Source organism: Thermopirellula anaerolimosa (genome assembly GCF_054657335.1).
Genome location: NZ_BAAHYX010000004.1, coordinates 1,421,595 through 1,446,941 on the forward strand (window position 1 = coordinate 1,421,595; position 25,347 = coordinate 1,446,941).

Consider the following 25,347-nt stretch of genomic DNA (forward strand, 5'->3'; position numbering starts at 1 on the left):
CAACCGTTAGCAAACAACAAGGCTACAAGAAAGTCGGCCTGCCGACCATCGAGCTAAGGGCAGGCCCAGGGCATCCCTCCGAACACGGACTTGCTGGGGGCGGCAAGTCTCGGCGGCTCGGCTTCGCTTCGCAAACCGGGCAGCCCACTTCAATCAGCCCGGCCGGGAGGCCAGCCTTTTCAGGCCCGTCCACATCCTCCTCTGACTGTTCCAATCCACTACCGCCGCAACCGGCCGCAGGTCCCGCTCCGTGATCGGATTGCGGCCCGCCTCCACGCGAGGCTGAAACAACACCTCCTCTTGAATGTCTGGCGCAAGGTTAAGCAGATTCATCACTTGTGTCAAGCGGGCGCGGCTCACGTGGAGCCCTTTGCGTTGTTCCCATCTCGCGTGATTAATTGAAGTTAGGAAGGGCCTGGAAAGGGCCTTCCCCGCAGGATATGCGGAAAAGGGGCGGTTTTTCCCGCGTTGGAGCGATTTTTCCCGATTTTTCGACCAAGCCAGCGAACAAGCGGGGAGTTCATGCGTAGTAAGGGTATGCGTTCACAAGGATCGGCTTGATCCAAAGCCCCTGGGGTGGTGCGAAGCAAGAACTTTCCCTGCAAAGCACGCAAAGCGTTGGCGGAATCCCTTGTTCTCCGGCTCAGGAAGACCTCCATGCAAATCCCCAACCTCCGACCTCTCTTCGCCTGGGATACCCTGGAAGATAGTCCCACCATTCGCACCCTGCGGGAATTTCTAACGTCCATTCCCGACGAGGAGTTTCTAGCATCTCTGGAGAGATCCCGGGGCAAGGGGCGGAACGACTACCCGGTCCGTGTGCTTTGGGGGACGTGGCTTTTGAAGATCGCCTTGCGGCATCCGACCGTGGAGTCGTGCCTGGCCGAACTGAGGCGGAACGCAGAGCTGCGGAAGCTGATTGGGATCGAATCGGAGGACCGGGTCCCCAACGCCTGGAACATGTCGCGGTTCATCGAGCTGCTGGGCCGGGAACCGTTTCGCAGCCTCCTGCAGGAGATGTTCAACACGATGGTGCGGCGATTAGGCGAGGTGGTGCCGGACTTGGGAGAGAACCTGGCCGGAGACGCCACGGGGCTGAAGGCGCGGCGGAAGGAAGGAGAGGCGGCGGAGGAGGAGAAGGCGGAAGGTCTTCCGCAACCCAAGGGCGGTCGCAAGGAGTACACGGACAAGGACGGGAACGTGACGCGGGTGGTGGAGTGGTTCGGGTTCAAGCTGCACCTGGCGGTGGATGTGAAGCACGAAGTGGTGTTGGGGTACAAGGTCACGGAGAGTACGGCCGGGGATGCCGAGACGTTGCCGGCGGTTTTGGAGCAGGTGAAACGGAATCTGCCGCCAGGTCGGATCAAGAGTCTGGCCTATGACAAGGCGGCCGACACGAATCCGGTGCATGAGCTGTTGTCGCGGGATCGGATCAAGGCGGTGATCGAGAATCGGAGTTTGTGGAAGGAGGAGGCGGAGCGGATGTTGCCCGGCCACGATGGGAACTCGAACATCGTCTACGACGAGGCGGGGACGGTGTACTGTTACGATCGGGTCAGCCAACCGATGGTGCGGTATCGGATGGCCTACATCGGGTATGAGCCGTCGCGGGAGACGATCAAGTATCGGTGTCCGGCCAAGCACGAGGGGTGGGAGTGTCTGATGAGCAAGATTTGCAATGCGGGGAAGTCCTATGGGAAGACGGTGCGTGTGCCGCGGGAGATCGACTTGCGGCGGTTTCCGGCGATTCCGCGGGCGACGCGGAAGTTTGAGCGGTTGTACCGCGGTCGGACGGCGGTGGAACGGGTGAATGCCCGGCTGAAGGTGTTTTGGGGGGTGGATGACGGGAACATTGTCGGGGCCCGGCGGTTTACGGCGGAGGTGGGGGCGGTGATGGTGGTGCACGCCGCGTTTGCGACGCTGTTGGCGATGGCCCCGCGGCGGGAGGGGACGTTGGGAAAGATGCGGCTCAGTCCGCTCGCCAAGGCCTTGCGGGAAAGAGTCTACGGCAAGCGTGCCGCCCCGGGACATCCCGAGTCTGGCTCCTCCGCTGAGCAAGAACCTTCAGGAAAACCCGCCGTAGCGGTCACCTAGGTTTTTTACCCCAGAGCGGCGGACTAATCGGGAATCTTGTCGGTGCTGAGCCCGTCTGGCAGGAAGAGGGTCTGCGCGGAGTGCGCGCGGAAGGCCGATCAAAGACCGCTTTGAGGCGTTTTCTTCCCTCGAACGCCGCCTTCTCTTCCTTCAAGTGCCACCTTCCCGGCTCCTGAGTTGCCCCTTATCAAGATTCCCCGCCCCACGTATTCACTTGATCGCTCTTCCGCGACTCCTCCTGGCCTATCCAGTTTCGCCCTCTTAACTCGCTCTCCCGCCGAAAAGTTTACAACGCAAACGGCTCGCTCACGTGGCCCAAGCGGGTTAGTTTGGCTGGGTTGGCCACCGCGCCGTCGCGGAGGAGCTGCTCTCCTTCAAGCAACCGACTTCTTGTCGGAACGATCAGTGGGCTTATGATTGTCGGCCGGCGGCGCCGGCAGCGATTCGATTGCCGCCGTTCGGTCAGCCAACTCGACGTGCGTATAGACGCCCAGAGTCAGCCGGATGTCGCTATGCCGGGCCAGGGTCTGGGCCATCTTGGGCGAGACGCCAGCCCGGGCCAGGCCCGTGATGAACCAGTGGCGCAGGCTGTGGAAGTCGGCATAGAGCCCGTCGTGGTTCGAGTGGCAGAGGAAGTCCGACTCCAGCCGCCGCTGCCGTTCCTCGTCCGTCTCGGCCTCGTCCAGCCACTTGTCTCGGGCGGCCGCGAGGTCCCGCTTGATCATCTTGCTGGTCTTGCGCTCCAGCCCGCCGGGCACGCGCCCCGAGACCGGCCATAGCGGCTTCTCCGGATCAAGATCCTTCTTGCCTGCCAGCCAGTCCTTGAGTTGCCGGACCACCTCGGGGTGCAACACCTGCGTGTCTTGGCGACGCCGCTTGCTGTAGCAGGCGGCCACCGTGGCCGTGGGCGGATCATCGTCCAGGCGCAGCGACCGCAGCGTCAGGCTGCCAATCTCGCCCTTACGGAAGCCGGTCCACGCGGCCAGCACGTAGAGCATGGCCCGATCTGGGCCCGTCATGCCTTCGATCCGCTTGCCATTGCGGGCGGCCTCGACCAGGCGGGAGAACTCTTCCTGGGACAGGGCGCGGCGGTCGTGTCGCCGATCCGCCTGTGTGTTGATGCGTGAAAGGTGCGCAAGCGCGTCGATCGGAGTGCGCCGGTCCCGCACCAGCCAGCGCGTAAACTGTTTGAACGCCGTCAGGTAGTTGTTGTACGTCTGGGCGCTGAGGCCGTCGTGGCGGAGTTGGCCGAGGAACTCCAGGGCGCCGCTGGCTGTGATGTCGCCGATGAGCCGCCACTTCCTGGCAGCGACCAGTTTGCGCAGCTTGCTGAGGTTCTGGCCCACCTGGTTGGCGCTGACGCCCCTGTTGCGCAGATAGCTCTCGAACTCGCGGAGGTGCTCGGCCAGGGGGCGCTTGCGCTGCTGTTCGGTCGGGTCCACCAGCCCCGCCTTCTCGCGTTCTACCCGCTGGACGATCTGGGCCAGCATCGCCTGGGCCGCGGTCTTGTCGACGGCCAGCGGGACGCGCTTCAGCCGCCCGAGCGCGTCTTTGTATTGCCCCCACCACTTCTTCGACTTGCCCTTGATCTTCTGCCCCGTGGCCGGGTCGGTGAGGACCACGGGTTTCTTGTACAGACTCGCCATGCTGAACCTCCTTCATCTTTGGTCCATTGGGACTTCCAACCGAAGCAGGGCGAGTGTTGCTCGACACCCCCGAATTGCAAGCCACCAGTCCGATGCTTTGTCCAGAAAAACGGGACAATGGCTCGCGGGCAACGAGCTATTGGAGCGATTGCCAAGTCTCTCGATCCGGGCAGCCGGCGGCGACCCATGCCCGCAGTTCGTCCAGACGCCAGAACACCGCCCGTCCGACGCGCACTGGCTGGGGGACCTTGCCCGTGGCATCCCAAGCCCGCCAGGTCCGCAAGGAGACGTTGCAGAGCCGAGCAGCATCACCAGCGCGGAGGAGAAAAGGTAACGCAGCCTTGCGGTCGGCACTGTGCCCAGCCGGCTGCGAAAGACACTCTGGCCTGTCCATAGCGTTCGATCCCGGGAAACCTTGGTCGCCACGGCCCTCTGGAGGTTTATATATGCCGTCTGGAAGCCGGTTGTCCGATTTCCGTGGAAAGTGGCTGCGGCCGTGTTTCCGAACCCGACGAAACCACTCGACAGGAAATCCCCCGAATGGGAACATCCGTACAGTTCCCAAGTTCTTTGCCCGCAACGACTTCGGACAAGACTGCCCGTGGCCTAATTCGGCTCTTGACAGCACCGGACGACGTGTTAAGATCGGTCGGGATATGTGTACAGACGTACTCTATCACGTGCGGACCCCTTCCGGTGCCGGGAATGTCGGGTTCCGGGGACCACACGGCTTGACCCGCTTCAAGGCCGCTTGATCAAGGAGAAGTGTCATGGCCCAGCATTTTGACTTGAAGAGGCAGCTTCGGCTGCACGACAAGGGCCTGCTGCGGCGGTTGTTCGCCGAGCATGGGCTCTTGGGGGATTTTCCGTGGGACGGGCTTTCGGGCCGGCGGATCGACCCGCTGGTTGCACGGTGGGACGGGATCGAGGAACCCGCGCGGCGCGCGATCCAGGTCGTCTTGCAGGACGCCAACGAACTGGCCGAAGAGCGGGGCCAGCGGGTGCTGGCCGAAGAGCTGGCCTGGCGGTTTCCCGAGAAGCTGCCGGTTTTCGCCGGGTGGAGCAGCCTGGCTGACAAGGCCTTATGGGCCTACCTGGAGGCACGCGAGGCGTTCGACGAGGCGGCCCTGTTTGCCCGGGCCGAGGCGCTGCGCAATGGGCAATTCGCCGCCCGCTGGAACAGCCTGCCGCCAGGCGAGATCGCCGTCACCGAGCCGATTGTCGCTTTGCTCGAACAATCCATTCGGGACTACTACTGGCAGAAGGAACTGCGGGGGCAGGTCTGCCGGGTCCACCATTACCAGCGCCCCGGCGGGGCGGAGTACTTCTTCGCCTACTTGCCCGACTGGCCGGACAAGCGGCTGGTCTTCGACACTGACGGCAACCTGACGGCCCGGGAGGAGGCCTACACATTCAGCAACGTGTTCATCTATGAGCCGGCCGCCGGGGCGGACGAGTTGGTGGCCAAGGGCGGCAAGCCGGTGCATCTGGCCCTGCGCAGGGCATTCTGTGAGACGGTGCTGGGGATCGAAGTGGACGACGAGGAGCCGGTCCGGCCGACCTATCGGCTCGACCACTTGCTCGATCCGGGCTTTTCGTTTCAGACCGAGCCGGAGGACCGGATCGCGGCCGTGCGGCTGCGGCGGATTAGCCTGGTGCCCACGGTGCCGGTTCCGGCGATGGAATCGCTGGAACTGAGACTGTTGGAGACCGCCACGCACGCCGAAGCATTGGACCTGATCGAGCGACTGCTTGCCGGGGTCGGACTGGATCGCACCCAGGTTCGCGTTGTGCATGTGGGCATTCAGCTTCAGCTGCTCAGCGACGGGCACCACCGTGGCAAGACGATGACGTTCCACGTCTCTTGCCCGAACACCTGCGATCTGAAGAGCAAGCCGGACGACGTGCGGGTGGTCGGCGAGCGGTGCATCCGTCGCTGGGGGATGCTGCTGTGACGGGCGCCTTGGACTACTTGTGGCCTTTGTTGGAGGCCAAGTACCCGATTGTTGCGGCTCATGTGGCAGCCGGCTGGCCCGCTGGTGTCCACGAGTGGTTGGTCGACCTTGGATTGCTGGTGCGCGCCGAAGATGCCCAGCGCGTGTTGTGCCCCGAATGCCATGAGCATTTCGAAGAGATTATCGCCTCTCGCGGGCCGGATGAATCGGCGCGGCTGTTCGTCCCATGCCCCAAGGTCCTGCGGGCCCGCGTGCCTCCGGAAGCGCGGTGGCTGTGGCAAGTGAACCTCGATGGCCTAGTGGCAGCATTGGCCCTCACCTTAGGGCTTGCCGGTCGTCCTGCGGAGCTTCTGCCACGGCGTCTGTGGCGACTGGGACGCACGCATTGGCAAGGCGTGCGGCGCGACGTGCTTTTCACTCGGGGCTTGAGGTGGGAGGACGCCGCGGGCGTGCGCAGTGGGATCGTCCGGGCGCACAGGCCCGTCGTCTTCGTGCCCCAGAACAAGCCTGACGACGATTTCTGGACAAGGCGAGTCCCGCCAGTCCTGGCCCTCGCGCAAGTGGCGACGCTGGGCGAGCAGGGCCTGGACGTGGACCGGCTGGAACTCGTCGCCGCCATCCAGGAGGCCGAGGTGCGGCAGGCTGGCCAGATCGCTGTCGTAACCGAAGAGCAACTGAAGCTCACGATCCGTCAGCAAGTCAAGGCCGAGGGCAAGACCAGTCTGACCGACGACATCTTCCTCCAGGCGTACCGGCAATGCGGCTCGGTACGGGAGGCGGCGATGTTCCTTTCCCGGCAGACTGGCCGGGAGGTCTCCAAGGATCAGGTGTCTCGTGCCTTGAAACGGGCCGGCGGTGCGGTGGCCGTGCTCAACGCCGAGGACAGCGATTCGCTGCAGCGTGGTGTCGCGTCGCAGCGTCGCGACAGGTTCGGAAAAAGACTTCCTCAATCCAAACCCCTTGACCAGCCATGATTTACGCCGGTGACGAAGCACCCTCGGTCCGTGCGCAACGATGAATGATCGCGACAGGCCAGCCGCCGGGTGAAGGCCGTGAGGCTTGTAGCCCGGTGGGCGCCAAGGTCGCGGGTGTACCAATCGCGGCAGGGTGCCGCGACGCCGCGTGTTGCTTGGGAGAACCCTTGTGGCGAGCAGCCTCCGGTCTCGGAGGTTGCCATGTCCCAAGGCAAAGACTTTGTCGTCACCGAGTACGCCAAGGCACTCATCCAGGCCAAGGCCCGGCAGCTTTGCCGCCGAAGGGACTTCAGTCCCAGCGAGCAGGAAGACATCGAGCAGGAACTCTGGCTGGCAGTGCTCCAGCAGGCCGAACGGTTCGACCCGGCCCGGGCGTCACTGGAGACCTTCCTGGACCGCGTGGTCTCGCGGGCGGCAGCCATGCTGCTGCGCAGCCGCAAGCGGCGCAAGCGCGGCAATGGCATCCAGCCGCTGTCTCTGGAGAGCGACTTCACCTCCACCGGCGAGGGGCTCAAGCCGCTTTCCGACACCGTCTCATCGGAAGACGCCGCCCGACGGCTGGGCACGCAGTCCGCAGACCCGATTGCTCGGCTGGAACAGACCGAGGCGATCGAGTCCGCCATGGCCCGGATGCCCGAGCGGCTGCGGGACATCTGCCAGCGGCTGATGACCGGGACGGTCGCCTCGGTGGCCCGCCAGTTGGGCATTTCTCGCCACCAGGTGCGCAAGGCCGCCCGGGACGCCCAGCCCTACTTTGAGGAGGCCGGGCTGGAAACGGGCTGAAAAAGCGGACAGATCGGCCGCAAACGGCATACATAAGGGATAGAGCCAGCGGCCGAGTTGGTTGCGTCTTCGCCGGACCGACTTTCACTCGGTTCGGCGAAGACGCCTTCTGTCTCAGCGCGCTCGCCCGCTGAAACATTCCTGGACAGCCATGTGGAGATACCTGATGACGGTCGCCCCGTCGTTTCTGATCCGCGAATCGGCCGAGGTGTACCAGGCCAAGGCCTCGGAGTACCTGACGAGCCACCAGCTTGCCGACTTCCGGCGTTGCCCGCTTCTGTACCGCAAGAAGAAGCTGGGCCTGATCGAGGACGAGGATCGGCCGGCGTTTCTGGTCGGCCGGGCGCTGCACACGCTGGTGCTGGAAGGCCAGGAGCGCTTCGAGCAAGAGTACGCCGTCGGCGGGCCCGTCAATCCCAAGACCGGCGAACTCTACGGCTCCAATACCAAGGCTTTCGCCGAGTGGGCCGCCCAGCAGGGCAAACCTGTGCTTACCATGCAGCAGCACGACCTGGTCCAGCGCATGGCCGAAGGGGTGCGCGGGCACGGATTGGCCAGGGGCCTGCTCAACGAAGGCATTCCCGAGGGCGTGGTGCGGGCCGAGTATTGCCAGATGCTGTGCCAGATTCGCATGGACTGGTTCGACCCGCACCGGGGGATTGTGGATCTCAAGACCTGCGATGACCTGGACTGGTTCGAGGCCGACGCCCGGCGCTACGGGTACGTCCACCAGGTGGCTTTCTATCAGGCCGTGCTCTCGCAGGTGATCGCCTTGCCCATGCCGGTCCACTTCATCGCTGTGGAGAAGAAGGAGCCGTACCGCTCGGGCGTCTGGAAGGTCCACGAGGATGCCCTGGCACAGTCCCGGCGCGAGAACGAGGCCGCCATCGAACGCCTGCGCCGGTGCATGGCAACCGACACCTGGCCCAGCGGCTACGAAGAGTGCCGCGCGTTCGATTACGTCTAGAACCGGTCGCCTGTCGGGTCTCTTCAAGCCGGGTAGGCATGTCATGGATGAGGATCGCTGCCCCGCCCGAAGGCGACCGGCCTTTTGAACTCTCCGCTTCCGACTGCTTGGGAGGACTGCGTAATGCCCCTACCTGATACCATACTGACCCAATCGCATCTCCGCGCCCCGAAGGGGTGCGGCTGATAGATCGTGGCAAGTTTAGGCGGCTTGTTGGAGATGGGCAGACCACAGGGCGTCGAAGCGGCCGTCGTAAAGGGCGGCGCGGAGGCGGAGGATGGCCTCCGCCCGACGACGACGCCAGTTGCGCATCCCGGCCTGTTTGCAGCGTGCCCCCACCAGGCACTTGCAGGCCGACTCGACCGGGCCGCTGCCGATCGGCAATCCTGCCGCACGGTAGCGGGGATAATCCATCCGCTCCGCATTGTTCTTCAGATACACTCCCAGCTTCCGCAACGCCTCCCGCTTGGTCGGCGCACGCAACTGTTTCTGCAAGGCGGCGATCGCCACGCGCGCCTGCCGGTGCCCGCCCTCCCACAATTCTGAGAGCCGCTCCTTCGCCCAAACCTTCGCTTCCTCCGTGCCCACACCGAATACGTCATGGGCCGCTTGGTGGACGTTCTCACTCAAATGATACCAATCCAAGACGGGCACAGCCTCGGGAAAGTGGAAGGCCGCCAATTCCCACAGCCAGTGCGCGCCGTCGCCCAAGAACACACGTTGCGACGCTTGGCCGTAGCCGGTGCGATAGGCCTCCAGAAACAACTGCCGGCCGAACTCCTCCAACGACAAAAACCGGGCGAACGTCTTCTGCGCCAGGGTGTTCTTTTCCCCGTCCAGGGCCCGCACCCGACCGACACGAATCTCTCGCCACTCGCCTTCCGCGTGAATCATGGCCCCATCCGCATACACCGCCACCACGGGAGCATGGCACGTGGACTGCGGCATCCTCTGGGCTTGCTCCGCGGGCGACAACCCAAAGAACGCCTGGCGTTGAGCGTCCTCCTGGGCCAAGAGCATCTCACCCGCCGTGTGCGCGATCTGCTGGATCGTTTGCTTGCTCAGTTCCACGCGGTGGTCCGCACGCAAGACCGTCTGCACTTGTTCCGCCGGTACCCATGCCATGAGCCGGGCCACCACTTTCGCCAACGGCCAACTGACGCCGTGGCCGGCAAACCGCAACCGCGCATCGTGCGGATACCATTCCTCTTCACAACGATCACAACGCCGCCGGGGACGCCGGCATTTCACGTCGCCGAAAGTCGTCGCCACCGTGCAAGGCGGGCAGCCGCGATGCCGCATGGACTCACCACAACACGGACACTTCGGCAACGCATCCGACGTGTTCGCCGAATCCGCCCACGCCTGCAAGGCTTGATTGCCCAGGCCGTGGAAGCCCTCGCTCAAGACCTGCTCCGCTTTCTCGAAGTCGTCCACCTTGACCGGCATCGCATCCAACACGCTGTCAAACCTCTCGTGCAGTTGACGACGCTGCTCTGCGCTGAGTACACTCCTCATCACGATTCCTTTCCGGGTGTTAGGGGAACTTCCAACAACGCAAACCTCTAACACCCTGTTTTACTTATTCCCCCCAATCGCGAAACAGCATTTCAGCCGCACCCCCCCCGAAAGGGATCATTTACGGACCACCGGGATCAGGCAAGACGACGATGGGGGCCTCGGCCGACCGGCCGCTCATCGTCGATTGCGAAAACGGCGCGGCCCATGTCCAGTGCCACCGCACGCCGTATCTGGCCAGTTGGCCGGAGATCGAGCCCTGGCTCGACGGCCTGGCCTCAGGCGGCCACGACTACCAGACGGTCGTGATCGACTCGATCGACTGGCTCTTGCGCAGGATCGAGGAGCACGTGGCCGGCGTGGACGGCACGCCCACCGGCATGAAACAGACCCTCAACCGCTCGCACGGCGGCTACGGCAACGGCCGACAGGTGCTCAAGAACTACGTCTACCAGTACCTCTTGCCGGTCTTGGATCGGCTGGTCAACGCGGGCGTAGCCGTGCTGCTATTGGCCCATGCCGCCCGCCGCTCGATCACCACGATCGACGGGATCGAACTGGAGAAGTCCGCCCCGGAGATTCACCCCGACTTGGCCAACACGATGATCGAGTGGTCCGACTTCGTCGGAGCGATTCGTCTTGTCGGCCAGGAACGGGAACTCGTCCTCTGCGAGACGCCGCAACTGGTGGCCAAGAACCGCTATGGGCTGTCGGAGAGCCTGCCTTTGTCCTGGCCGGCCTTCGTCGCGGCCGTGAGCAACCGCAACCTCAAGCCCCAAGGAGCCTGAACATCATGGCGAACCTCGGCAATTTCGATGCGTCTCAGGTGGAGCCTACCACCGCATTCGATCCCATCCCCGCTGGGAAATACCTGGCGATGATCACCGCCTCGGAGATGAAGCCGAACAAGGCCGGCACGGGCAGCTACCTCGAGCTGGTCTTCACGATCCTCGAGGGCGAGTACAAGGGCCGGCAGCTTTGGGGGCGGCTCAACCTGGATAACCCCAACGAGCTGGCGGTGAAGATCGCGCGGGCCGAGCTGTCGGCCATCTGCCGGGCCGTCGGGGTGCTCACCCCGCGCGACAGCGTGGAGCTGCACAACCTGCCGCTGGTGGTCAAGGTCGCCTGCAAGAAGCGCAAGGATACCGACGAGATTGCCAACGTCATCCGAGGCTACGAGAAGCGGGACGCCGCGACCGGTCGACCGCAGCAGGCCCAATCGAGCACGCCGCCGTGGCGGAGGCCTTGATGGGCGCCAAGTCTCGGCGCAAAGGCTGCCGCGGCGAGCGTGAGGCCGCGGCCGAGATCGCGCGGCTATTCCGGGTCGAGGCACGCAGGGGCAGGCAATACTGCGGCGACCCGGAGGCCCCCGACATCCGCACGGCGATCGCGGGAACCCACTTCGAGGTCAAACGGGCCGAATCGCTTCGTCTCTATCCGGCCCTGGAACAGGCGATGCGGGATGCGGGCGAGAACATCCCCGTGGTCCTGCATCGCAGCAACCATCGCCCTTGGGTGGCCATCGTCAGGCTTGAAGACCTGCCGCGGTTGGCGGTGCAGCTTTATCTCACGCTTGCAAATCCTGGATGACGCAAGCACGGAGGTGCGGGCATGACGCCGCTGCGTCCCTATCAGCAGGCCGCTGTCGCCGCCGTCTATGAGCACCTGCGCACGCGCGACGACAACCCGGCGGTGGTGCTTCCCACGGGCTGTCATGCCGAAGGCCACCCGATCCTTATGCATGACGGGACGGTCAAGCCGGTCGAGGCGATCCGCGTCGGCGACGAAGTCATGGGGCCGGATAGTCAGCGGCGGCGGGTGTTGGCCCTTTGCCGGGGCGAAGATGAGTTGTTCCGAATCACGCCGCTGCGCGGCGAATCCTTCGTCGTCAATGCCCAGCACATCCTGTCCTTGGTTTGTACGCGGGAAGGGAAACCGTTTCCAATCTCCCGTCAAGGAGGCGAGGTCGAGCACGTCACGGTGGAGGAATACCTTCGCAAACCGAGATCATGGAAACACCTTCGCAAGCTCTATCGAGTGGCGATCGACTTCCCCGGGGCTCGCGACTTGCCCATTCCCCCCTATGTGCTTGGGGTCCTGTTGGGCGACGGCTGCCTGCGCAACGGTTGTTCGCTCACCACGGCCGACGACCCGCTGGCCGACAGTTGGGAGCGCTATGCGGATCAGATCGGCTGCGACGTGACCGTCTTCGCGGAAGGGAGAAGCTGCCCTACGTACAGCTTGAGGCGGCGGCAGGGCAAGTACAACGTGCTGACGCAAGCCCTGGAGCAGTTGGATCTGGCGGGGCAAGACTCGGCGGGCAAGTTCATCCCTCATGCCTATCTGACAGCGACTCGTCAGGATCGGTTGACTCTCCTGGCCGGCCTGATGGATACGGATGGCTCGCTGAACCGATGTGGCTTCGAGATCACCACCAAGTCGCAAGAATTGGCGGCGGATATCGTGTTTCTGGCGCGGAGCTTGGGGTTCGGCGCCTACTGCCGCCATAAGTATTCCTACTGCCAGACGGGCGCCGGGGGATGGTTCTTTCGCATCCACATCCACGGAGACCTCGAACAGGTTCCCTGCCGGCTGGCACGGAAGCAAGCTCCTCCACGCCGCCAGAAGAAGTCCGTGTTGCGCACGGGGTTTTCCGTGGAGCCTTGCGGACGGGGGCCCTTCTATGGCTTTGTGCTCGACGGGGACCACCGCTATGTCGACGGGCACTTTATGGTTCATCACAACAGCGGCAAGTCATGGGTGATTGCCCAGATTGTCACCGACGCTGTGAATCGATGGAACGGCCGGGTGCTGGTGCTGGCCCACGTCAAGGAACTCTTGGAGCAGAACGCGGACAAGATTCGCCGGCTGTGCCCGGAGGTCGCAATCGGCATCTACTCGGCGGGGCTGAATCGCCGCGAAGGCGACAAACCTGTCGTGGTCGCTGGCATCCAATCGGTCTACAAGCGGGCCTGCGAGCTGGATGCCTTCGACCTGGTGATCGTCGACGAGGTCCACATGGTGCCCCCCGACGGCGAAGGGATGTATCGCACCTTTCTGGCCGAGGCGAAGGTCGTCAATCCGCACACGCGAGTCATCGGCCTGACGGCTACGCCGTTTCGCCTGTCCAGCGGACCGATCTGCACACCGGACGGCATCCTCAACCACATCTGCTACGAGGTGGGCGTGCGGGAACTCATGCGCGACGGCTACCTCTGCCCCCTGGTCACGAAGGCTGGCATCCACAAGGCCGAGTTTGAGCGACTGCACATCCGCGGCGGCGAATTCGTGGCGGACGAGGTCGAGGCCATGATGGACACCGATCGCTTGGTGATCGCGGCGTGCAGCGAGATCGTCACGCACACGCACGATCGCCGGAGTGTGTTGGTGTTTGCCGCCGGTGTGCGGCACGGGCGCCACGTGGCCCGCGTGCTGGCCGAGATGTCGGGGCAAGAGGTGGGCTTTCTGGACGGCCAGACGCCGGCCGCCGAGCGCGCCGAACTGATCGCCCGCTTCCGCCGCGAACCGCTTTCGGGCGACTTGTTCGGCAAGAGCGTGCCCCTGAAATACCTGGTCAACGTCAACGTCCTGACCACGGGCTTCGACGCCCCGAACATCGACTGCGTGGCCATCCTGCGTCCCACGATGTCGCCGGGACTCTGGTATCAGGCGGTCGGGAGGGGCTTCCGGATACATCCCGGCAAGCAGAACTGCCTTGTCCTGGACTTCGGCGGTAACGCCCTGCGCCACGGGCCGGTGGATCAACTGAAGACGCCCGAAGCGCCCGGGCGCGGCAGCGGCGAGGCGCCGGCCAAGGAATGTCCCGAATGCCATGCGGTGATCGCTGCCGGCTACGCCCGCTGCCCCGAGTGCGGCCACCAGTTCCCGCCGCCGGAAAGGCAGCGCCATGACGCCCGAGCCGCCACCACAGGCGTGCTCTCAGGCCAGGTCACCGACACCGAGTACGAGGTCCTGGACATCCGCTACAGCGTCCACACCAAGCGAGACGCCCCGCCGGATGCCCCGCGGTCCATGCGTGTGGAATACCGCATCGGCCAGTTCACCTGGGTCTCCGAGTGGGTCTGCTTCGAGCATGGCGGCTACGCCCGCTGGAAGGCCGAACAGTGGTGGCGGCGCCGTTCGCCCGACCCGGTGCCGGAGACGGCCGAGCGGGCCGTCGAGGTCGCCGAGGCGGGCGGGGTGGCGTGGACCGAAAAGATCGTGGTGCGCACGGTGGCCGGCGAGAAATACGACCGCATCGTGGGCTACACCCTGGGGCCGAAGCCGGACCCCGTGCCAGTTGGCCCCTCGGAATACGACCTGGACGACGTTCCGTTCTGAACGGAGGCAACGCTGTGAATGCCGTCTTGGAATGCTTGCCCCTGGACTTGGTGGACGACCACCCGGATAACCCGCGGCTGGCGTTCCGCGAGGACGTGATCGACGCCATCGCCGCGAACCTCGATGGCCAGTACCCGCAGAAGCACGCCATCCACGTGCGGCCGGTGGACGGGCGGTTTCAGTTGATGGCCGGCCACCACCGCGTCCGGGCCGCACGCAAGGCCGGTTTGCAGAGGATTTGGGCCTGGGTGGAACCGCTCGATGACCAGGCGGCGATGATGGAACTCGTGCTCTCGAACCAGCAGGGGGAACTGTCGCCCCTGGAAATCGGCTTGCATTGTCTGAAGGCGGTGCCATTAGGCAAAGGCGGTCGTGGCGTTGCCGGCGGACTGCGTGAATACGCTCGCCGAATTGGCAAGACGCATCCATACATTTTCCAAATGCGCAACGCTGCCGAGGTGTTGTCTGAATGCCGGAAAATGGTAAGTCAACTTACCGTTTTCTCGGACAAAGCCCAACACCTGGCGGCCGTCCACAAGCTGCCCCAAGACAGGTGGCCCGAGTTCGTCGAGTGGATCGCCCAAGCCAACCCCACGGTGGCCGAGGTGGAAGAGCGGGTGGCCCGGGCCCTCGGCCCCACAACACACCCCCAGCCCCTCGGAGATCACGATCCGGAGGAGCCAGGCGAGCCGCGAAGCACCATTTGGGACCCCGCATTCGGCCCACCAGACGAAGCCGAGTCGGACGAAGGGGATGAACCCCAGCGCGGGCTGCCCCACGTCGCCTTCAACACGGGCGACAGCGAGTGGTACACGCCGCAGGAGTTCATCGAGCGGGCGGTGGCCGTCATGGGCGGCATCGACCTGGACCCGGCTTCTACAGCCGTGGCCAACCAGGTCGTCCAGGCCGCGGAATACTTCACCGCCCAAGAGAACGGACTGGCGCGGCCTTGGCGGGGGCGGGTGTTTCTCAACCCGCCCTACGCCCAGCCCCTGGTGCAGCAGTTCGCCGACAAGCTCGTCCAACACGTCCAAGAGGGCGACGTGACGGAAGCGGTGGTGCTGGTCAACAACGCCACCGAGACCCGCTGGTTCCAGACGCTCTTGACGGCCGCCCGGGCAGTCTGCTTCCCGGCGGGGCGGGTGCAGTTCTGGCGGCCCGATAGGGGCTCGGCCAGCCCGCTGCAAGGGCAGGCGGTGATCTACTGCGGCCCCCAGGTGGATCGGTTCCAAGAAACCTTCGCGGACTTGGGGAGGGTGTGCCATGTCGCCCAATGATCCACCCCATGTGATGCACTGGGATTGCCGGAAGCATGGATGCTTCAACCAGAAAAAGCGGCTCAAGTTCCGGTTTCTTTCCGACTGTCTGCCCGACCGCATCGCCTTCACAGACATCGACGCCATCACGGAGATCAACGGCAATCTGCTCGTGTTGGAATGGAAGGCTCACACGGGGCTCACCCGAGGCCAACGGATTTTGTTCGAGCGACTGACGCTGACGTGTCCGGCCACGGTGCTGGTGGTCGAGGGCGATGCCGAGCAGATGTCCGTTATCAGCGTCCGCATGGTGTGGTGCGGCAAGATCGGCCCCCCGGAACCCGCGGACCTGGAACGCCTGCGGCAAGAGATCCGAGCCTGGGCCCAGTGGGCTGCGGCCAATCGGGCTTTCCAAAGGAAGTACAAGCATGAGCGAGACCGTTGACGCGATTGACGAACCGGTCATGCTGCCCCAGAAGGGGCTGGCACGCTTCGCCACCGGCGCGGTGCGCGGCACGGACGCCGACGGCGAGCGTTGGGATTTGATCACGCCCATCGGGCTGCGGCGCCTGGCCGAGACCTGCGCCGAAGGCGCGGCGAAGTACGGCGAGCACAACTGGCAGAAGGGCATCCCGGCCAGCGTAATGCTCAATCACGCCATCCGGCACATCTACCTCTACCTGGCAGGCGACAGGGGCGAAGACCACCTGGCCCACGCCGCCTGGAACATCCTGGGCGTGTGCCACTTCGAAGAGGCGCTGCCCGAGATGATCGACATTCCCACCAGGGCAGACGGCAGGAAGTCGTAGATGCTACAGTTGCTCGAAAACCTGTTCGGCGAAGCGCTCTCGCCCGCGCGACGGGTCGTGGTGTTCACCACGCCGTCGCGGCAGACGCGGCTGTTCGCCGACTACCAGCAGTTGGCCGGCTATGCCAACAAGCAGAGCCGCTCGCAAAACGTCTACTTCGGGCTGGGACTGGTGGCGGGAACGCCGCGTGGCCGTGGCAAACAGGCCGACATCGCCGCCATCGGCGGACTGTGGGCCGACATCGATGTTTCCAGCCAGGCCCATCCCAAGCCGAACTTGCCACAGAGCATCGATGAGGCTCACGACCTGCTGGCCCACATGCCGCTTGCACCCTCGGCCGTGGTCTACAGCGGCCACGGCCTGCACGCCTACTGGTTTTTCCATGAGCCGTGGCTCTTCGCCGACGACGCGGACCGCCAGAAGGCAGCCGCGCTAGCCAAAGGATGGCACGCCCTGCTGTGCCGCAAAGCCGCTGCGCGGGGCTGGGCGCTGGAAAACCTCGGCGACCTGACCCGCGTGCTGCGCCTGCCGGACACGCTCAACCACAACAGCCAAGGTCCGCCCGTTGAAGTCCGCCTGTTGCAATTGGATGAACTCCGCCGCTATGCATCTGACGACTTCGAGCCGTACCTGCCCGCCGAGTCCGAACCACAGGTTGTGTGTGGCACGCTGGTCTTGCGTCCCGACGCCCAGCCCCCGGCTCAAAAACTCTTGGACTTGGCCGGCAAAAGCCCCTTGTTCTGGCAAACGTGGAACCGGCAGCGGACCGACCTGGCCGACCCGTCCGCCAGCGGCTACGACCTGAGCCTTGCCACCATCGCCGCACTCAACGAGTGGACCGACCAAGAGATCGCCGACCTCATGATCGCCTTCCGGCGGCACCACAACGACAACCCAGAAAAGGCCCTGCGGCAGGACTACCTGCAGCGAACCATCGCCAAAGCCCGGCAGGCGAAACCGAACGGCGAGGTGGTGGACATCTCATCCCTCATCGGCCCGAGTGAGCCGCAACCACCGGCCGAGCCGACCCCACCCGACCCCGGGCCCATGCCGGACGACCTTCTGGACGTGCCCGGCTTCATCCGGCAGGTGACCGACTACACGCTGGCCGTCTCGCCCTATCCCCAGCCAGCATTGGCCTTCGCCGCAGCCCTCGTCCTCCAAGCCTTCCTGGCCGGACGGAAGGTCCGCGATGCGGCCGACAACCGCACCAATCTCTACGTCCTCGCGCTGGCCAATAGCGGCGCGGGCAAGAATGAGCCCCGCAAGGTCAACCAGCGCATCTGCGTCGAGGCAGGCCTCCAGGACTGCCTGGGCGACGCCTTCGCCTCCGGGGAAGGCATCGAGGACCGCTTGTTCCTCACGCCCTCGGTCCTGTTCCAGACCGACGAGATCGACGGCCTGATGAACGCCATCAACCGGGCCTCCGACGCCCGCCACGAGGGCATCATGAACGTGCTGCTGAAGATGTACACCTCCAGCAGCACCATCTATCCCCTGCGGGTCAAGGCCGGCGGCCGCTCGCCCGGGGTGGTCGACCAGCCCTCGCTGTGCATGCTCGGCACGGCCGTGCCCAAGTACTACTACGAGGCCTTGAGCGTGCGCATGCTCAACAACGGCTTCTTCGCGCGGTTGATCGTGCTGGAGGCGGGCAAGCGCGGCCGGGGCCAGACGCCGCTGTCGCGGCCGATCCCAGAGGCTATCCTGTGCACCGCACGCTGGTGGACCGACTTCCGCCCCGGCGAAGGCAACCTTCAGAACTGGCACCCCATCCCGGTCTGCGTGGAGGCGACGCCGGAAGCTGAAGCGGCGTTGGAGGAGTTCCGCGCGCTGGCCGACGACCGCTATGCCGAAGCCGAAGACCGGGACGACCCGGCGGGCATGGCCATCTGGGCTCGGGCTTACGAGAAGGCCCGCAAGCTCGCGCTGGTCTACGCCGCAAGCGAGAACCATCTTCAGATGCGGATCGACGAGCCGGCCGTGCAGTGGGCGTGGCGATTCGTGGACTACCAGACTCGGCGGATGCTCTTCATGGCCGGCCAGCACGTGGCGGAGGGCCAGTTTGACGCCAAGTGCAAGCGGATGATCGAGGTGTTGGGCAATTGGCGCAAGCGTCGCGGTGATGCCTGGATGCCCCATTGGTATCTGTCGCGACGGCTTGGTTGGAGCGACCGAGACATCGAAGAGGTGCGCAACGCACTGGTGAGCCAGCGACGCATCGCCTACGAGATCGGCTCGACGCCGGACCGGGGCCGGATCGGCCAAAGGTACAGGCTATCGGAGTGATCGTTAATTACCGCCTCGAAAGGCGGGAATTAGCAACGGTTTCGGGTAATTACCGACGAAATCGGCTAATTGCCGCCTGAGCCGAGGCGGGAATTAGGGAAGTCGTAAGATGAAAGAAATAAATAACTTACATCTTCTTCTCTCTAATTACCGCATATTCCGCCCACCCGCCCACGCGCACGCATTAGCGCGCGTACGCGCGCGAGGGGGCGGTCGGTGGTGGGCTAGGTACTTCCCGGCCAAAACCCCACTAACGGGGCGTGCGGGAACGGGGCCGAACCATGGGAGAGTTTTATTGGATGGTCAAGACTTTGGACGCAGGGAGGCAAGCCATGAAGATCGAGCTTTGGGCACCGGGCCGCATCCGGCCCAGCGGAAGGGCAGGCCGGGAGAATCGGCCCGTAAAGGCCCCCAAAACGCCCGTAGCGGGGCGATTGCAAGGGTAATGGACATCCGTATATCTCCCGGCCGAAGCCCCGCCACGCGGCCACCAGGGGCCTAGAAACGGCCAAACGGTACCGGTGGGGGGGCGGCTCTCGGCCCCATGTGCAAGGCGTGTCCGCGTGGCCCCTGCGGAAACGACGCTCCCCGCCACATCCGTCCCCAATGTCGCAGTCACGGAGGAAAGCATGAAGATTGAATGGATCGACGTAGACCGGCTGATTCCCTATGAGCGGAACCCGCGACAAAACGACCAGGCCGTCGAGGCCGTGGCCCGGTCCATCCGGGAGTATGGCTTCAAGCAACCAATCGTGGTGGACGCCGATGGGGTGATCATCTGCGGCCACACGCGCTGGAAGGCGGCCCAGAAGCTGGGTCTGGAGAAAGTGCCCGTCCACGTGGCCAAGGACCTGTCGCCCGAGCAGGTCAAGGCCTACCGCATCGCCGACAACAAGACGGCCGAGCTGGCCGAGTGGAACTACGAGCTACTGCCCATCGAGCTGGGCGAGCTTCAGGGGATGAACTACGACCTGGGCCTCTTGGGCTTCTCGGAAGAGGAACTGGCCGAACTGCTAGACCCGGGCGTGAAAAAAGGCCTGTGCGACCCTGACGAGGTGCCCGAGCCGCCCGATGAGCCGATCACCCGGCCTGGCGACCTGTGGCTCTTGGGCGACCACCGGCTGCTCTGTGGCGATGCGGGGAAGGCCGAGGACGTGGACCGGCTGCTGGATGGCAACCCGGTGCACCTGGTGAACACCGACCCGCCGTACAACGTGCGGGTCGAGCCCCGATCGAACAACGCCATCGCTGCGGGCTTGAGCTCGTATCCTTCGGCCGAAGAGCTGCAGGGCGGGCGTCGTTGGCGTGGGCACCACCAGTCGATGGACGTGGCCCGGCACCCGGAGAAAGCCAAATCCACGCACCGCAAGCTGCGGGCCAAGGACCGGCCGCTGGAAAACGACTTCGTTTCGGACGAAGAGTTCAACCGGCTTCTGCACGCCTGGTTCGGCAATATCGCGCGGGCGCTGCGTCCCGGCCACGCCTTCTACATCTGGGGCGGCTATGCGAATCTGGGCAACTATCCCCCAGTGCTCAAGGAGCACAAGCTCTACTTCTCGCAAGGAATCGTGTGGGACAAAGAGCATCCCGTGTTGACCCGAAAAGACTTTCTTGGGTGCTTCGAACTTGCGTTCTACGGGTGGAAGGAGGGCGCGGGCCACCGCTTCTTCGGCCCCAACAACGTGCCCGACCTGTGGCAGGTCAAGAAGGTCAGCCCGCAGAAGATGCTCCACTTATGCCTTCACCCCGAGAGCCTGGTCCTGACGGAGGCTGGCTATCGCCCGATTCGGTCCCTTCAAACGGGCGACCGCGTTTTTTCAGGCGACGGCACCTTCCACGATGTCGTCCATGTGTCGTCGCATCCCTATACGTCCGAGTACCTGTATCGGATCACGGCCAAGGGGGGAAACATCACCACGGAGGCCTCGGACAACCACCCGTTTCTCATCTGGCGTCCCGCACGCTGCGGCCGGAGCATCGTGGGCGGCGAGGTGGGTTGGGTGCGCGCCGATGAAGTGCAGGCCGGCGATTACACGATGACCCCCGTCCTCGCCGGCGATGGTCCCGATCCCTTTCCTGAGCTGGACGAAGACTTCTGGTTCTTGTTCGGCTTGTACCTGGCCCAGGGGCATCTACAGGCGGCCGGCCACGGGGATCACCGCTACCCGGTCTTCTCGATCCACAAGAGGCGGCAGGATTTGGCTGCGCGAATCTGCAAGCAATGGCCCCGCGCCAGCGAGTACGACCCGAACGATTACGCGCAGCGGCCCTCCAGCGGGCTGGTGGTGATGGCCTTCGACGCCGATGCCGGAGAGCGGTTCGAGGCCCTGGGGGGCCGTCACGCTCATGCCAAGCGGATGGCGCCGGAAGTCTTTTCCCTGCCGCGCGCGAAGCGCAGCGCCATCCTGCACGGTTGGCTCAACGGCGACGGCTGCAAGGTCCACGATCGCCCGTATTGGCAGGGGAACACGGTGTCGGCGGATCTGGCCGCGCAGTTGGCCTTGCTGGCCGAGTCGGTGGGCTACCGAGCGAACGTCTACGCATACGATCCCCCTCCCGACCTCGGCGGAGTCGGCGACCGACGCTTTCAGAGCCGGCGGCGGGTCTACTACCTCTACTTTTACGAACAGACCCAATTGGCCAAGCGTGGTTGTCCCACCTGGGTGGAGCACGGCGGCCAGGAGTACTCGCTGCGGCGCGTTAAGAGCGTAGAACGGGTGCCCTACGGAGGGCAGGTATGGAATCTCAGTATCGAGGGGCACCCGTCGTTTCAGACGGCTGTCGGGCTATCGCACAACACCGAAAAGCCCGTGGAGCTGGCCGTGCGGGCGATCCAGTACTCGTCGCTTGCCGGCGAGAACGTGTTGGATCTGTTCGGCGGCAGCGGCTCGACGCTCATCGCGGCCGAGCAGACCGGGCGGCGTGCGTTCCTGATGGAACTGGACCCGCTGTACTGCGACACCATCGTCCAGCGCTTCGAAAACTTCACGGGCAAGAAGGCGGAGCGAAAAAGATTGGAGGCAGCGGTATGACCCATCCAGACTCTGTCGCTGCGCGTTTCTGGAGAAAAGTCGATCGTTCCGCACTGGAAGGTTGTTGGAATTGGACGGCATCCACAGGGACGGGCGGCTACGGTCAGATCAACATCAACGGAAAACCAAGACCTGCATCCCGCGTGGCGTTTGAATTGGTCTACGGCGAGATTCCCGAGGGTCTGTTTGTCTGTCACTGGTGCGACAACCGATTGTGCGTGAATCCAGACCATCTGTTCTTGGGGACTCCGGCAGACAACATACACGACATGGATGCGAAGGGGCGGCGCGTCAACACACCCCACCTTGGCTCGCGTCACGGTTGTGCCAAGCTCGACGAGCAGAAGGTGGCCGAGATCAAACGAAGGATTCAGGCGGGGGAACCGCAAAAGGCGTTGGCCGCGTTACCCCCGGGGCAATCAATCACATTGCGAAGAGACGGCAATGGAGACACGTTGCGTGAAAAGAAGCCACCTTACGTACCTCGCCAGTCCGTATTCGCATCCCGACGCGGCGGTGCGCCAAGAGCGTTTCGAGGCCGCTTGCCGTGCGGCCGCGGAACTCATCCGGCGGGGCCACGTGGTGTTCTCGCCCATCGCCCACAGCCACTGCATTGCCCAGCACGGCCTGCCCGTGGACTGGGGCTTTTGGCAGCGGCAGGACATCGAGCTTCTGGCCGCCTGCGACGAACTGTGGGTGCTCAAGCTCGACGGCTGGCAACACAGCCGCGGGGTGCAAGCCGAGATTGCCATCGTCCGGGCGCTGGGCAAGCCGGTCCGCTTTGTGAGCGAGGCGGAGTTGACCGAAGAGAAGGCCGCCGGGATGGCGGCGTGTTGAGGAGGGGATGCACGATGCGTCTACGCGAGAATCGAGAGGTCCTGATGCTTGAGCGAGCCGCCCTCCAGCCGCAGCACGCGAGCAGACTCGTCGGGGATCGAGAACGCCTTGCCCGGCAGCCCCGCGGGCAGGCTGGCGAAGTAGAACCCGCCGGGCGTCTGGCAGAAGCACAGCGGGTTCCCGCAGCGGACGACCAGAAACCGCAGGGGCTTGTTCCACAGGCCGAGCAGGGCCAGGGGGCCTTCGGTTCGGGCCACGGCCCAGGCGGCCCGCTCAAGAAGCGTCCCGGCTCGGCGCATCATGAGCAGGCCCAGCACCTCGCTATCGCAGTCGGTCTTGGGCCGCAGTCGGTAGCGCCGCACCAGGTCGGCGTAGTTTCGGACCACGCCGTTGTGGACTACAAAGCCGCGGCCGGCCGGATGGGGATGGTTGTTGCGGTTGTCCTGGGGGTCGCCGTGGGTGGCCCAGCGGCAGTGGCCGATGACGGCTACCGCGTGGCGGCAGACGTCCAGGTCGGCCAGGCAGGCCGTAGCCGCGCCCGGGCGCTTGAAGGTGTGCATCGTGCCGTCGACGTCGATCCACGCCAGGCCGAAGGCATGGCGGCCGCGGGTTTCCGTCTCGGCGGCAATGTGCCGCAGGCGGGCCAGGTCCGGCCCGCGTCCATCGGTGCTCAGGAATCCGAAGATGCCGCACATGGCCGCCCCCTACGCCAGATCACCGGATTGCAGGCGGATCGCGTGGGATTCCAAGGCGTCTGCTACCGCAGCGAGCAAGGCGGCATCGCGTCGGGCGGTGGCGGCAAGCTCGCGCTGGCGGCAGACGGCGGCGTCGCCCCGCCGGGCATCGGCCATGTCCGAGAGGCGTTCGGCCAGGCGGGCGATTTCTGCGGCCCAATCGCCCGGCGTGACATCCGCGCGGATGCCCCGGGCCAGGACCGCGGCCCACTCGGTGGCGGTCAGACGCTGGTCGGCAGCGAGTCGCTTCGTGTGCGTCATGGTTGTGATCCTTTCGTCGCTTCGGTTTGGGTTGCCTCGTCAGGCGGCCGGCACCCATCCGGCCACGACGCCCGCGTCCGTGCGTGCGTTTCGGCTTCAGGGCATGGCGTCGTACTTCTTGGCCAACCGGCGGAACTCGGCCTTGATCTGGTCCTGTGGGATGGCGTCGGAAATCCATCCGTACTGCTTGCCGCCGTGGATGCGGGCGTAGCCTTTTCCCCAGGCCAAGTAGCCCAGCAGGCGTTCCGTCTCGCTCTGGCCCGGGCCCGACTTCTTCCAGCCGCCCGTGGGAGCCTTCGGGGTCCAGGTAGGCATCCGCTTGGCCGCCAGGGCCCGCTCCACCAAGCCCAGGCAGACCTGAATCCAGCCGGCGACCTTGGTGGGATTGAGCGAACCGCTGAAGACGCGGAACTCGACCGTGTCCTTGGTTCCGCGGGCGAGATTGGTCAGGTTCAAGGCGTGGTAGCGGTCACGGTCCAAGGCGGGCTTGGCCGACTTGTCGCTTCCGTACTTCCGCACCCCGCCGCAGTACCTGCCCCGCTCGCGGTTCTTGGTGCCGGTGATCGCGTAGAGGCCCTTTTCCAGGTAGGCGACGATGGTGACCAGCCGGGCCAGGGCCTCGCTCGGCCAATCGCGATTCCAGCCGACATGGACGTGGACGCCGCAGGAGGCGTTGACCCGGTGCCCCTTGGCCTCAAGCGTGCTGAGCACCTCGATTACCTGGCGGATGCCTTCTTCGCCTTGGAGCACGGGGCTGACGATTTCGCACTTGTGGCCGCCATTGCCGTTGTCGATGGAACCGTCCGCTTCGGCCTTCCAGCCGGCCGGCAGGTACGGCACCTGGATTCCGCGGCGGTAGGGGCCGATGCGCAGGCCGTCGTTTCGCACGGCGCTATCCGGGGCGATGGTCTCGATTTCGAGACCGAAGGTGAGGTCGCTGGCGTTCATGGCGTTTCCATCGATGGTGTAATGTTCATGCGTACATTACACAGGAGCCATGAACGGCCAAAAACATCAAGCGGATTTCCCGCCTGCTGGGCCGGATTTTTCGGAATACTTTCGGGCCGCTCGGTAGCACCGCCTCACGCTTGTGACCGGTGGGGGAGCAGCGCTTTCGGCCAGCCGGCCGGAAGATGGGGGCTTAAGACGGGCGGGGTCGTTGCCGGGCCAGGGTGCGGGGGTCGCGCTGTGTTGGCCACGTGGGGCCCACCGTGGCCGCGTGTGGCGTCGCTGGCGGGGACAGGGACTTGTGGGCCAAGGCCAAGAGAAAACCCCGGGCGCGGGCCCGGGGTTGGGCGACGGGCGTGCTGTGCTTTACGCCCTGGCGAACTTGCCACGCTCCGTCCTGCGGAAGCGGGCCTGTGGGCCCTTGGTGGCGATTTCGCGGATGATCGCCGCGTAGACCGTGGCGTGGGGCGTCTTGCCGCCGGGCGACTTCCAGTAGCCCTTGGCCTCGGCCTCGGCGACGATCTCTTTGGCCGTCATCGGCTGGCCCGCTTCTTCCAGCACCCGCGCAGCGGCGTCCAGCCCGCTGGTGCGTTTGGGCTTGGACTCGCCCTTGGTCGGGCGCCAGCGCGGCTTCGCCTCGTCGCCTGGCGTGGCGCTGTCGGGGACAGCCCCTTCAGCGGCCACTTGCGGCTCGGCCTGCGCGGCCTTCCGGCCGGCGCGCTTCGGCCTGTCGGCCTCGCCCCGCAGCCGCTGGGCGCTCTTGATGCGGACCTTCTTGCCGGTGGCCAGGTTCGTGGCGTCCCAGCCGCCGTGGCGATTCTCGCCGTCGATCCGCACGGAAGCCAGCTTGCCCGAGACCTTGGCAATGTAGAGCTTGCCGATCTGGACTTCGTCGCGTCTCATCGC

Annotated in this window: 23 protein-coding genes, 1 other RNA gene and 1 pseudogene; 17 read left to right on the forward strand and 8 right to left on the reverse strand. The window is 64.9% G+C overall.

Annotated features, from left to right (window positions below):
• Positions 1-153: 153 nt before the first annotated feature.
• Positions 154-333, reverse strand: a complete 180-nt coding sequence (locus tag ACYQ6J_RS05875; protein WP_460183266.1) for a hypothetical protein — start codon at positions 331-333, stop codon at positions 154-156.
• Positions 334-657: 324 nt separating this feature from the next.
• Here ACYQ6J_RS05875 and ACYQ6J_RS05880 point away from each other — a divergent pair, with 324 nt between their 5' ends.
• Complete coding sequence (locus tag ACYQ6J_RS05880) at positions 658-2,094, forward strand: transposase (RefSeq protein ID WP_460183267.1); 1,437 nt, start codon at positions 658-660, stop codon at positions 2,092-2,094.
• 374 nt (positions 2,095-2,468) lie between these two features.
• On the opposite strand, the gene ACYQ6J_RS05885 is transcribed toward ACYQ6J_RS05880, so the two are convergent.
• Positions 2,469-3,740, reverse strand: coding sequence for a tyrosine-type recombinase/integrase (locus tag ACYQ6J_RS05885; protein ID WP_460183268.1), 1,272 nt, complete (start codon positions 3,738-3,740; stop codon positions 2,469-2,471).
• Positions 3,741-4,510: 770 nt separating this feature from the next.
• On the opposite strand from ACYQ6J_RS05885, the gene ACYQ6J_RS05890 reads away from it, so the two are divergent.
• The 4 genes from ACYQ6J_RS05890 (at position 4,511) to ACYQ6J_RS05905 (ending at position 8,419) form a co-directional block, all read left to right on the forward strand.
• Positions 4,511-5,695 (forward strand): hypothetical protein, encoded by a 1,185-nt coding sequence (locus ACYQ6J_RS05890; RefSeq protein WP_460183269.1) that lies wholly within the window; start codon positions 4,511-4,513, stop codon positions 5,693-5,695.
• A complete protein-coding gene (locus ACYQ6J_RS05895; RefSeq protein WP_460183270.1) occupies positions 5,692-6,669 on the forward strand; it encodes a hypothetical protein in 978 nt (325 codons plus the stop codon). Before ACYQ6J_RS05890 ends, ACYQ6J_RS05895 begins: the two co-directional genes overlap by 4 nt.
• A gap of 201 nt (positions 6,670-6,870) precedes the next feature.
• Positions 6,871-7,452, forward strand: a complete 582-nt coding sequence (locus ACYQ6J_RS05900) for a sigma-70 family RNA polymerase sigma factor (protein ID WP_460183271.1) — start codon at positions 6,871-6,873, stop codon at positions 7,450-7,452.
• 151 nt (positions 7,453-7,603) lie between these two features.
• A complete protein-coding gene (locus ACYQ6J_RS05905) occupies positions 7,604-8,419 on the forward strand; it encodes a PD-(D/E)XK nuclease-like domain-containing protein (RefSeq protein WP_460183272.1) in 816 nt (271 codons plus the stop codon).
• A 201-nt stretch (positions 8,420-8,620) separates the two neighbouring features.
• Here ACYQ6J_RS05905 and ACYQ6J_RS05910 read toward each other — a convergent pair whose 3' ends face one another.
• Complete coding sequence (locus tag ACYQ6J_RS05910; protein WP_460183273.1) at positions 8,621-9,937, reverse strand: ISKra4 family transposase; 1,317 nt, start codon at positions 9,935-9,937, stop codon at positions 8,621-8,623.
• Between the two features lie 119 nt (positions 9,938-10,056).
• Here ACYQ6J_RS05910 and ACYQ6J_RS05915 point away from each other — a divergent pair, with 119 nt between their 5' ends.
• The 12 genes and pseudogenes from ACYQ6J_RS05915 (at position 10,057) to ACYQ6J_RS05970 (ending at position 22,498) form a co-directional block, all read left to right on the forward strand.
• Positions 10,057-10,725 carry an ATP-binding protein gene (locus ACYQ6J_RS05915; RefSeq protein ID WP_460183311.1) on the forward strand — a complete coding sequence of 223 codons (669 nt, stop codon included), beginning with the start codon at positions 10,057-10,059 and terminating at the stop codon, positions 10,723-10,725.
• 5 nt (positions 10,726-10,730) lie between these two features.
• Positions 10,731-11,186: a DUF669 domain-containing protein gene (locus tag ACYQ6J_RS05920; RefSeq protein ID WP_460183274.1), complete on the forward strand. Its 456-nt coding sequence runs from the start codon at positions 10,731-10,733 to the stop codon at positions 11,184-11,186.
• On the forward strand, positions 11,186-11,527 hold the full coding sequence (locus ACYQ6J_RS05925) for a hypothetical protein (protein WP_460183275.1): 342 nt from the start codon (positions 11,186-11,188) through the stop codon (positions 11,525-11,527). The genes ACYQ6J_RS05920 and ACYQ6J_RS05925 overlap by 1 nt, the downstream gene beginning before the upstream one ends.
• Positions 11,528-11,548: 21 nt before the next feature.
• Positions 11,549-14,278 (forward strand): DEAD/DEAH box helicase family protein, encoded by a 2,730-nt coding sequence (locus ACYQ6J_RS05930; RefSeq protein ID WP_460183276.1) that lies wholly within the window; start codon positions 11,549-11,551, stop codon positions 14,276-14,278.
• Between the two features lie 14 nt (positions 14,279-14,292).
• Entirely contained in the window at positions 14,293-15,555 is a 1,263-nt protein-coding gene (locus tag ACYQ6J_RS05935) for a DNA N-6-adenine-methyltransferase (protein ID WP_460182183.1), read from the forward strand.
• Positions 15,542-15,979, forward strand: a complete 438-nt coding sequence (locus ACYQ6J_RS05940; RefSeq protein WP_460182182.1) for a hypothetical protein — start codon at positions 15,542-15,544, stop codon at positions 15,977-15,979. The genes ACYQ6J_RS05935 and ACYQ6J_RS05940 overlap by 14 nt, the downstream gene beginning before the upstream one ends.
• Positions 15,963-16,343 (forward strand): dATP/dGTP diphosphohydrolase domain-containing protein, encoded by a 381-nt coding sequence (locus ACYQ6J_RS05945; protein ID WP_460182181.1) that lies wholly within the window; start codon positions 15,963-15,965, stop codon positions 16,341-16,343. Before ACYQ6J_RS05940 ends, ACYQ6J_RS05945 begins: the two co-directional genes overlap by 17 nt.
• The gene (locus tag ACYQ6J_RS05950) at positions 16,344-18,629 is read left to right on the forward strand and encodes a DUF3987 domain-containing protein (RefSeq protein WP_460182180.1); all 2,286 of its coding nucleotides are present in this window, start codon (positions 16,344-16,346) and stop codon (positions 18,627-18,629) included.
• Positions 18,630-18,910: 281 nt separating this feature from the next.
• Positions 18,911-19,075, forward strand: a complete 165-nt coding sequence (locus ACYQ6J_RS05955; RefSeq protein WP_460182179.1) for a hypothetical protein — start codon at positions 18,911-18,913, stop codon at positions 19,073-19,075.
• A 183-nt stretch (positions 19,076-19,258) separates the two neighbouring features.
• Positions 19,259-21,661 carry a DNA methyltransferase gene (locus ACYQ6J_RS05960; RefSeq protein ID WP_460182178.1) on the forward strand — a complete coding sequence of 801 codons (2,403 nt, stop codon included), beginning with the start codon at positions 19,259-19,261 and terminating at the stop codon, positions 21,659-21,661.
• Positions 21,658-21,909: pseudogene (locus ACYQ6J_RS05965) on the forward strand (HNH endonuclease signature motif containing protein); the annotation flags it as partial. The gene ACYQ6J_RS05960 and the pseudogene ACYQ6J_RS05965, both read left to right, overlap by 4 nt.
• A gap of 211 nt (positions 21,910-22,120) precedes the next feature.
• Positions 22,121-22,498, forward strand: a complete 378-nt coding sequence (locus ACYQ6J_RS05970) for a DUF1937 family protein (RefSeq protein WP_460182177.1) — start codon at positions 22,121-22,123, stop codon at positions 22,496-22,498.
• A gap of 20 nt (positions 22,499-22,518) precedes the next feature.
• Here the strand turns inward: ACYQ6J_RS05970 and ACYQ6J_RS05975 are convergent, their stop codons facing one another.
• The 5 genes from ACYQ6J_RS05975 to ACYQ6J_RS05995 form a co-directional block, all read right to left on the reverse strand.
• On the reverse strand, positions 22,519-23,193 hold the full coding sequence (locus ACYQ6J_RS05975; protein ID WP_460182176.1) for a class II glutamine amidotransferase: 675 nt from the start codon (positions 23,191-23,193) through the stop codon (positions 22,519-22,521).
• A gap of 9 nt (positions 23,194-23,202) precedes the next feature.
• Positions 23,203-23,493 (reverse strand): hypothetical protein, encoded by a 291-nt coding sequence (locus ACYQ6J_RS05980; RefSeq protein ID WP_460182175.1) that lies wholly within the window; start codon positions 23,491-23,493, stop codon positions 23,203-23,205.
• A 25-nt stretch (positions 23,494-23,518) separates the two neighbouring features.
• Positions 23,519-23,589, reverse strand: an RNA gene (locus ACYQ6J_RS05985) — hammerhead ribozyme type II.
• On the reverse strand, positions 23,590-24,441 hold the full coding sequence (locus ACYQ6J_RS05990; RefSeq protein WP_460182174.1) for an amidoligase family protein: 852 nt from the start codon (positions 24,439-24,441) through the stop codon (positions 23,590-23,592). It lies immediately after the preceding RNA gene.
• 366 nt (positions 24,442-24,807) lie between these two features.
• Positions 24,808-25,344: a winged helix-turn-helix domain-containing protein gene (locus ACYQ6J_RS05995; RefSeq protein ID WP_460183277.1), complete on the reverse strand. Its 537-nt coding sequence runs from the start codon at positions 25,342-25,344 to the stop codon at positions 24,808-24,810.
• Positions 25,345-25,347 lie beyond the last annotated feature (3 nt).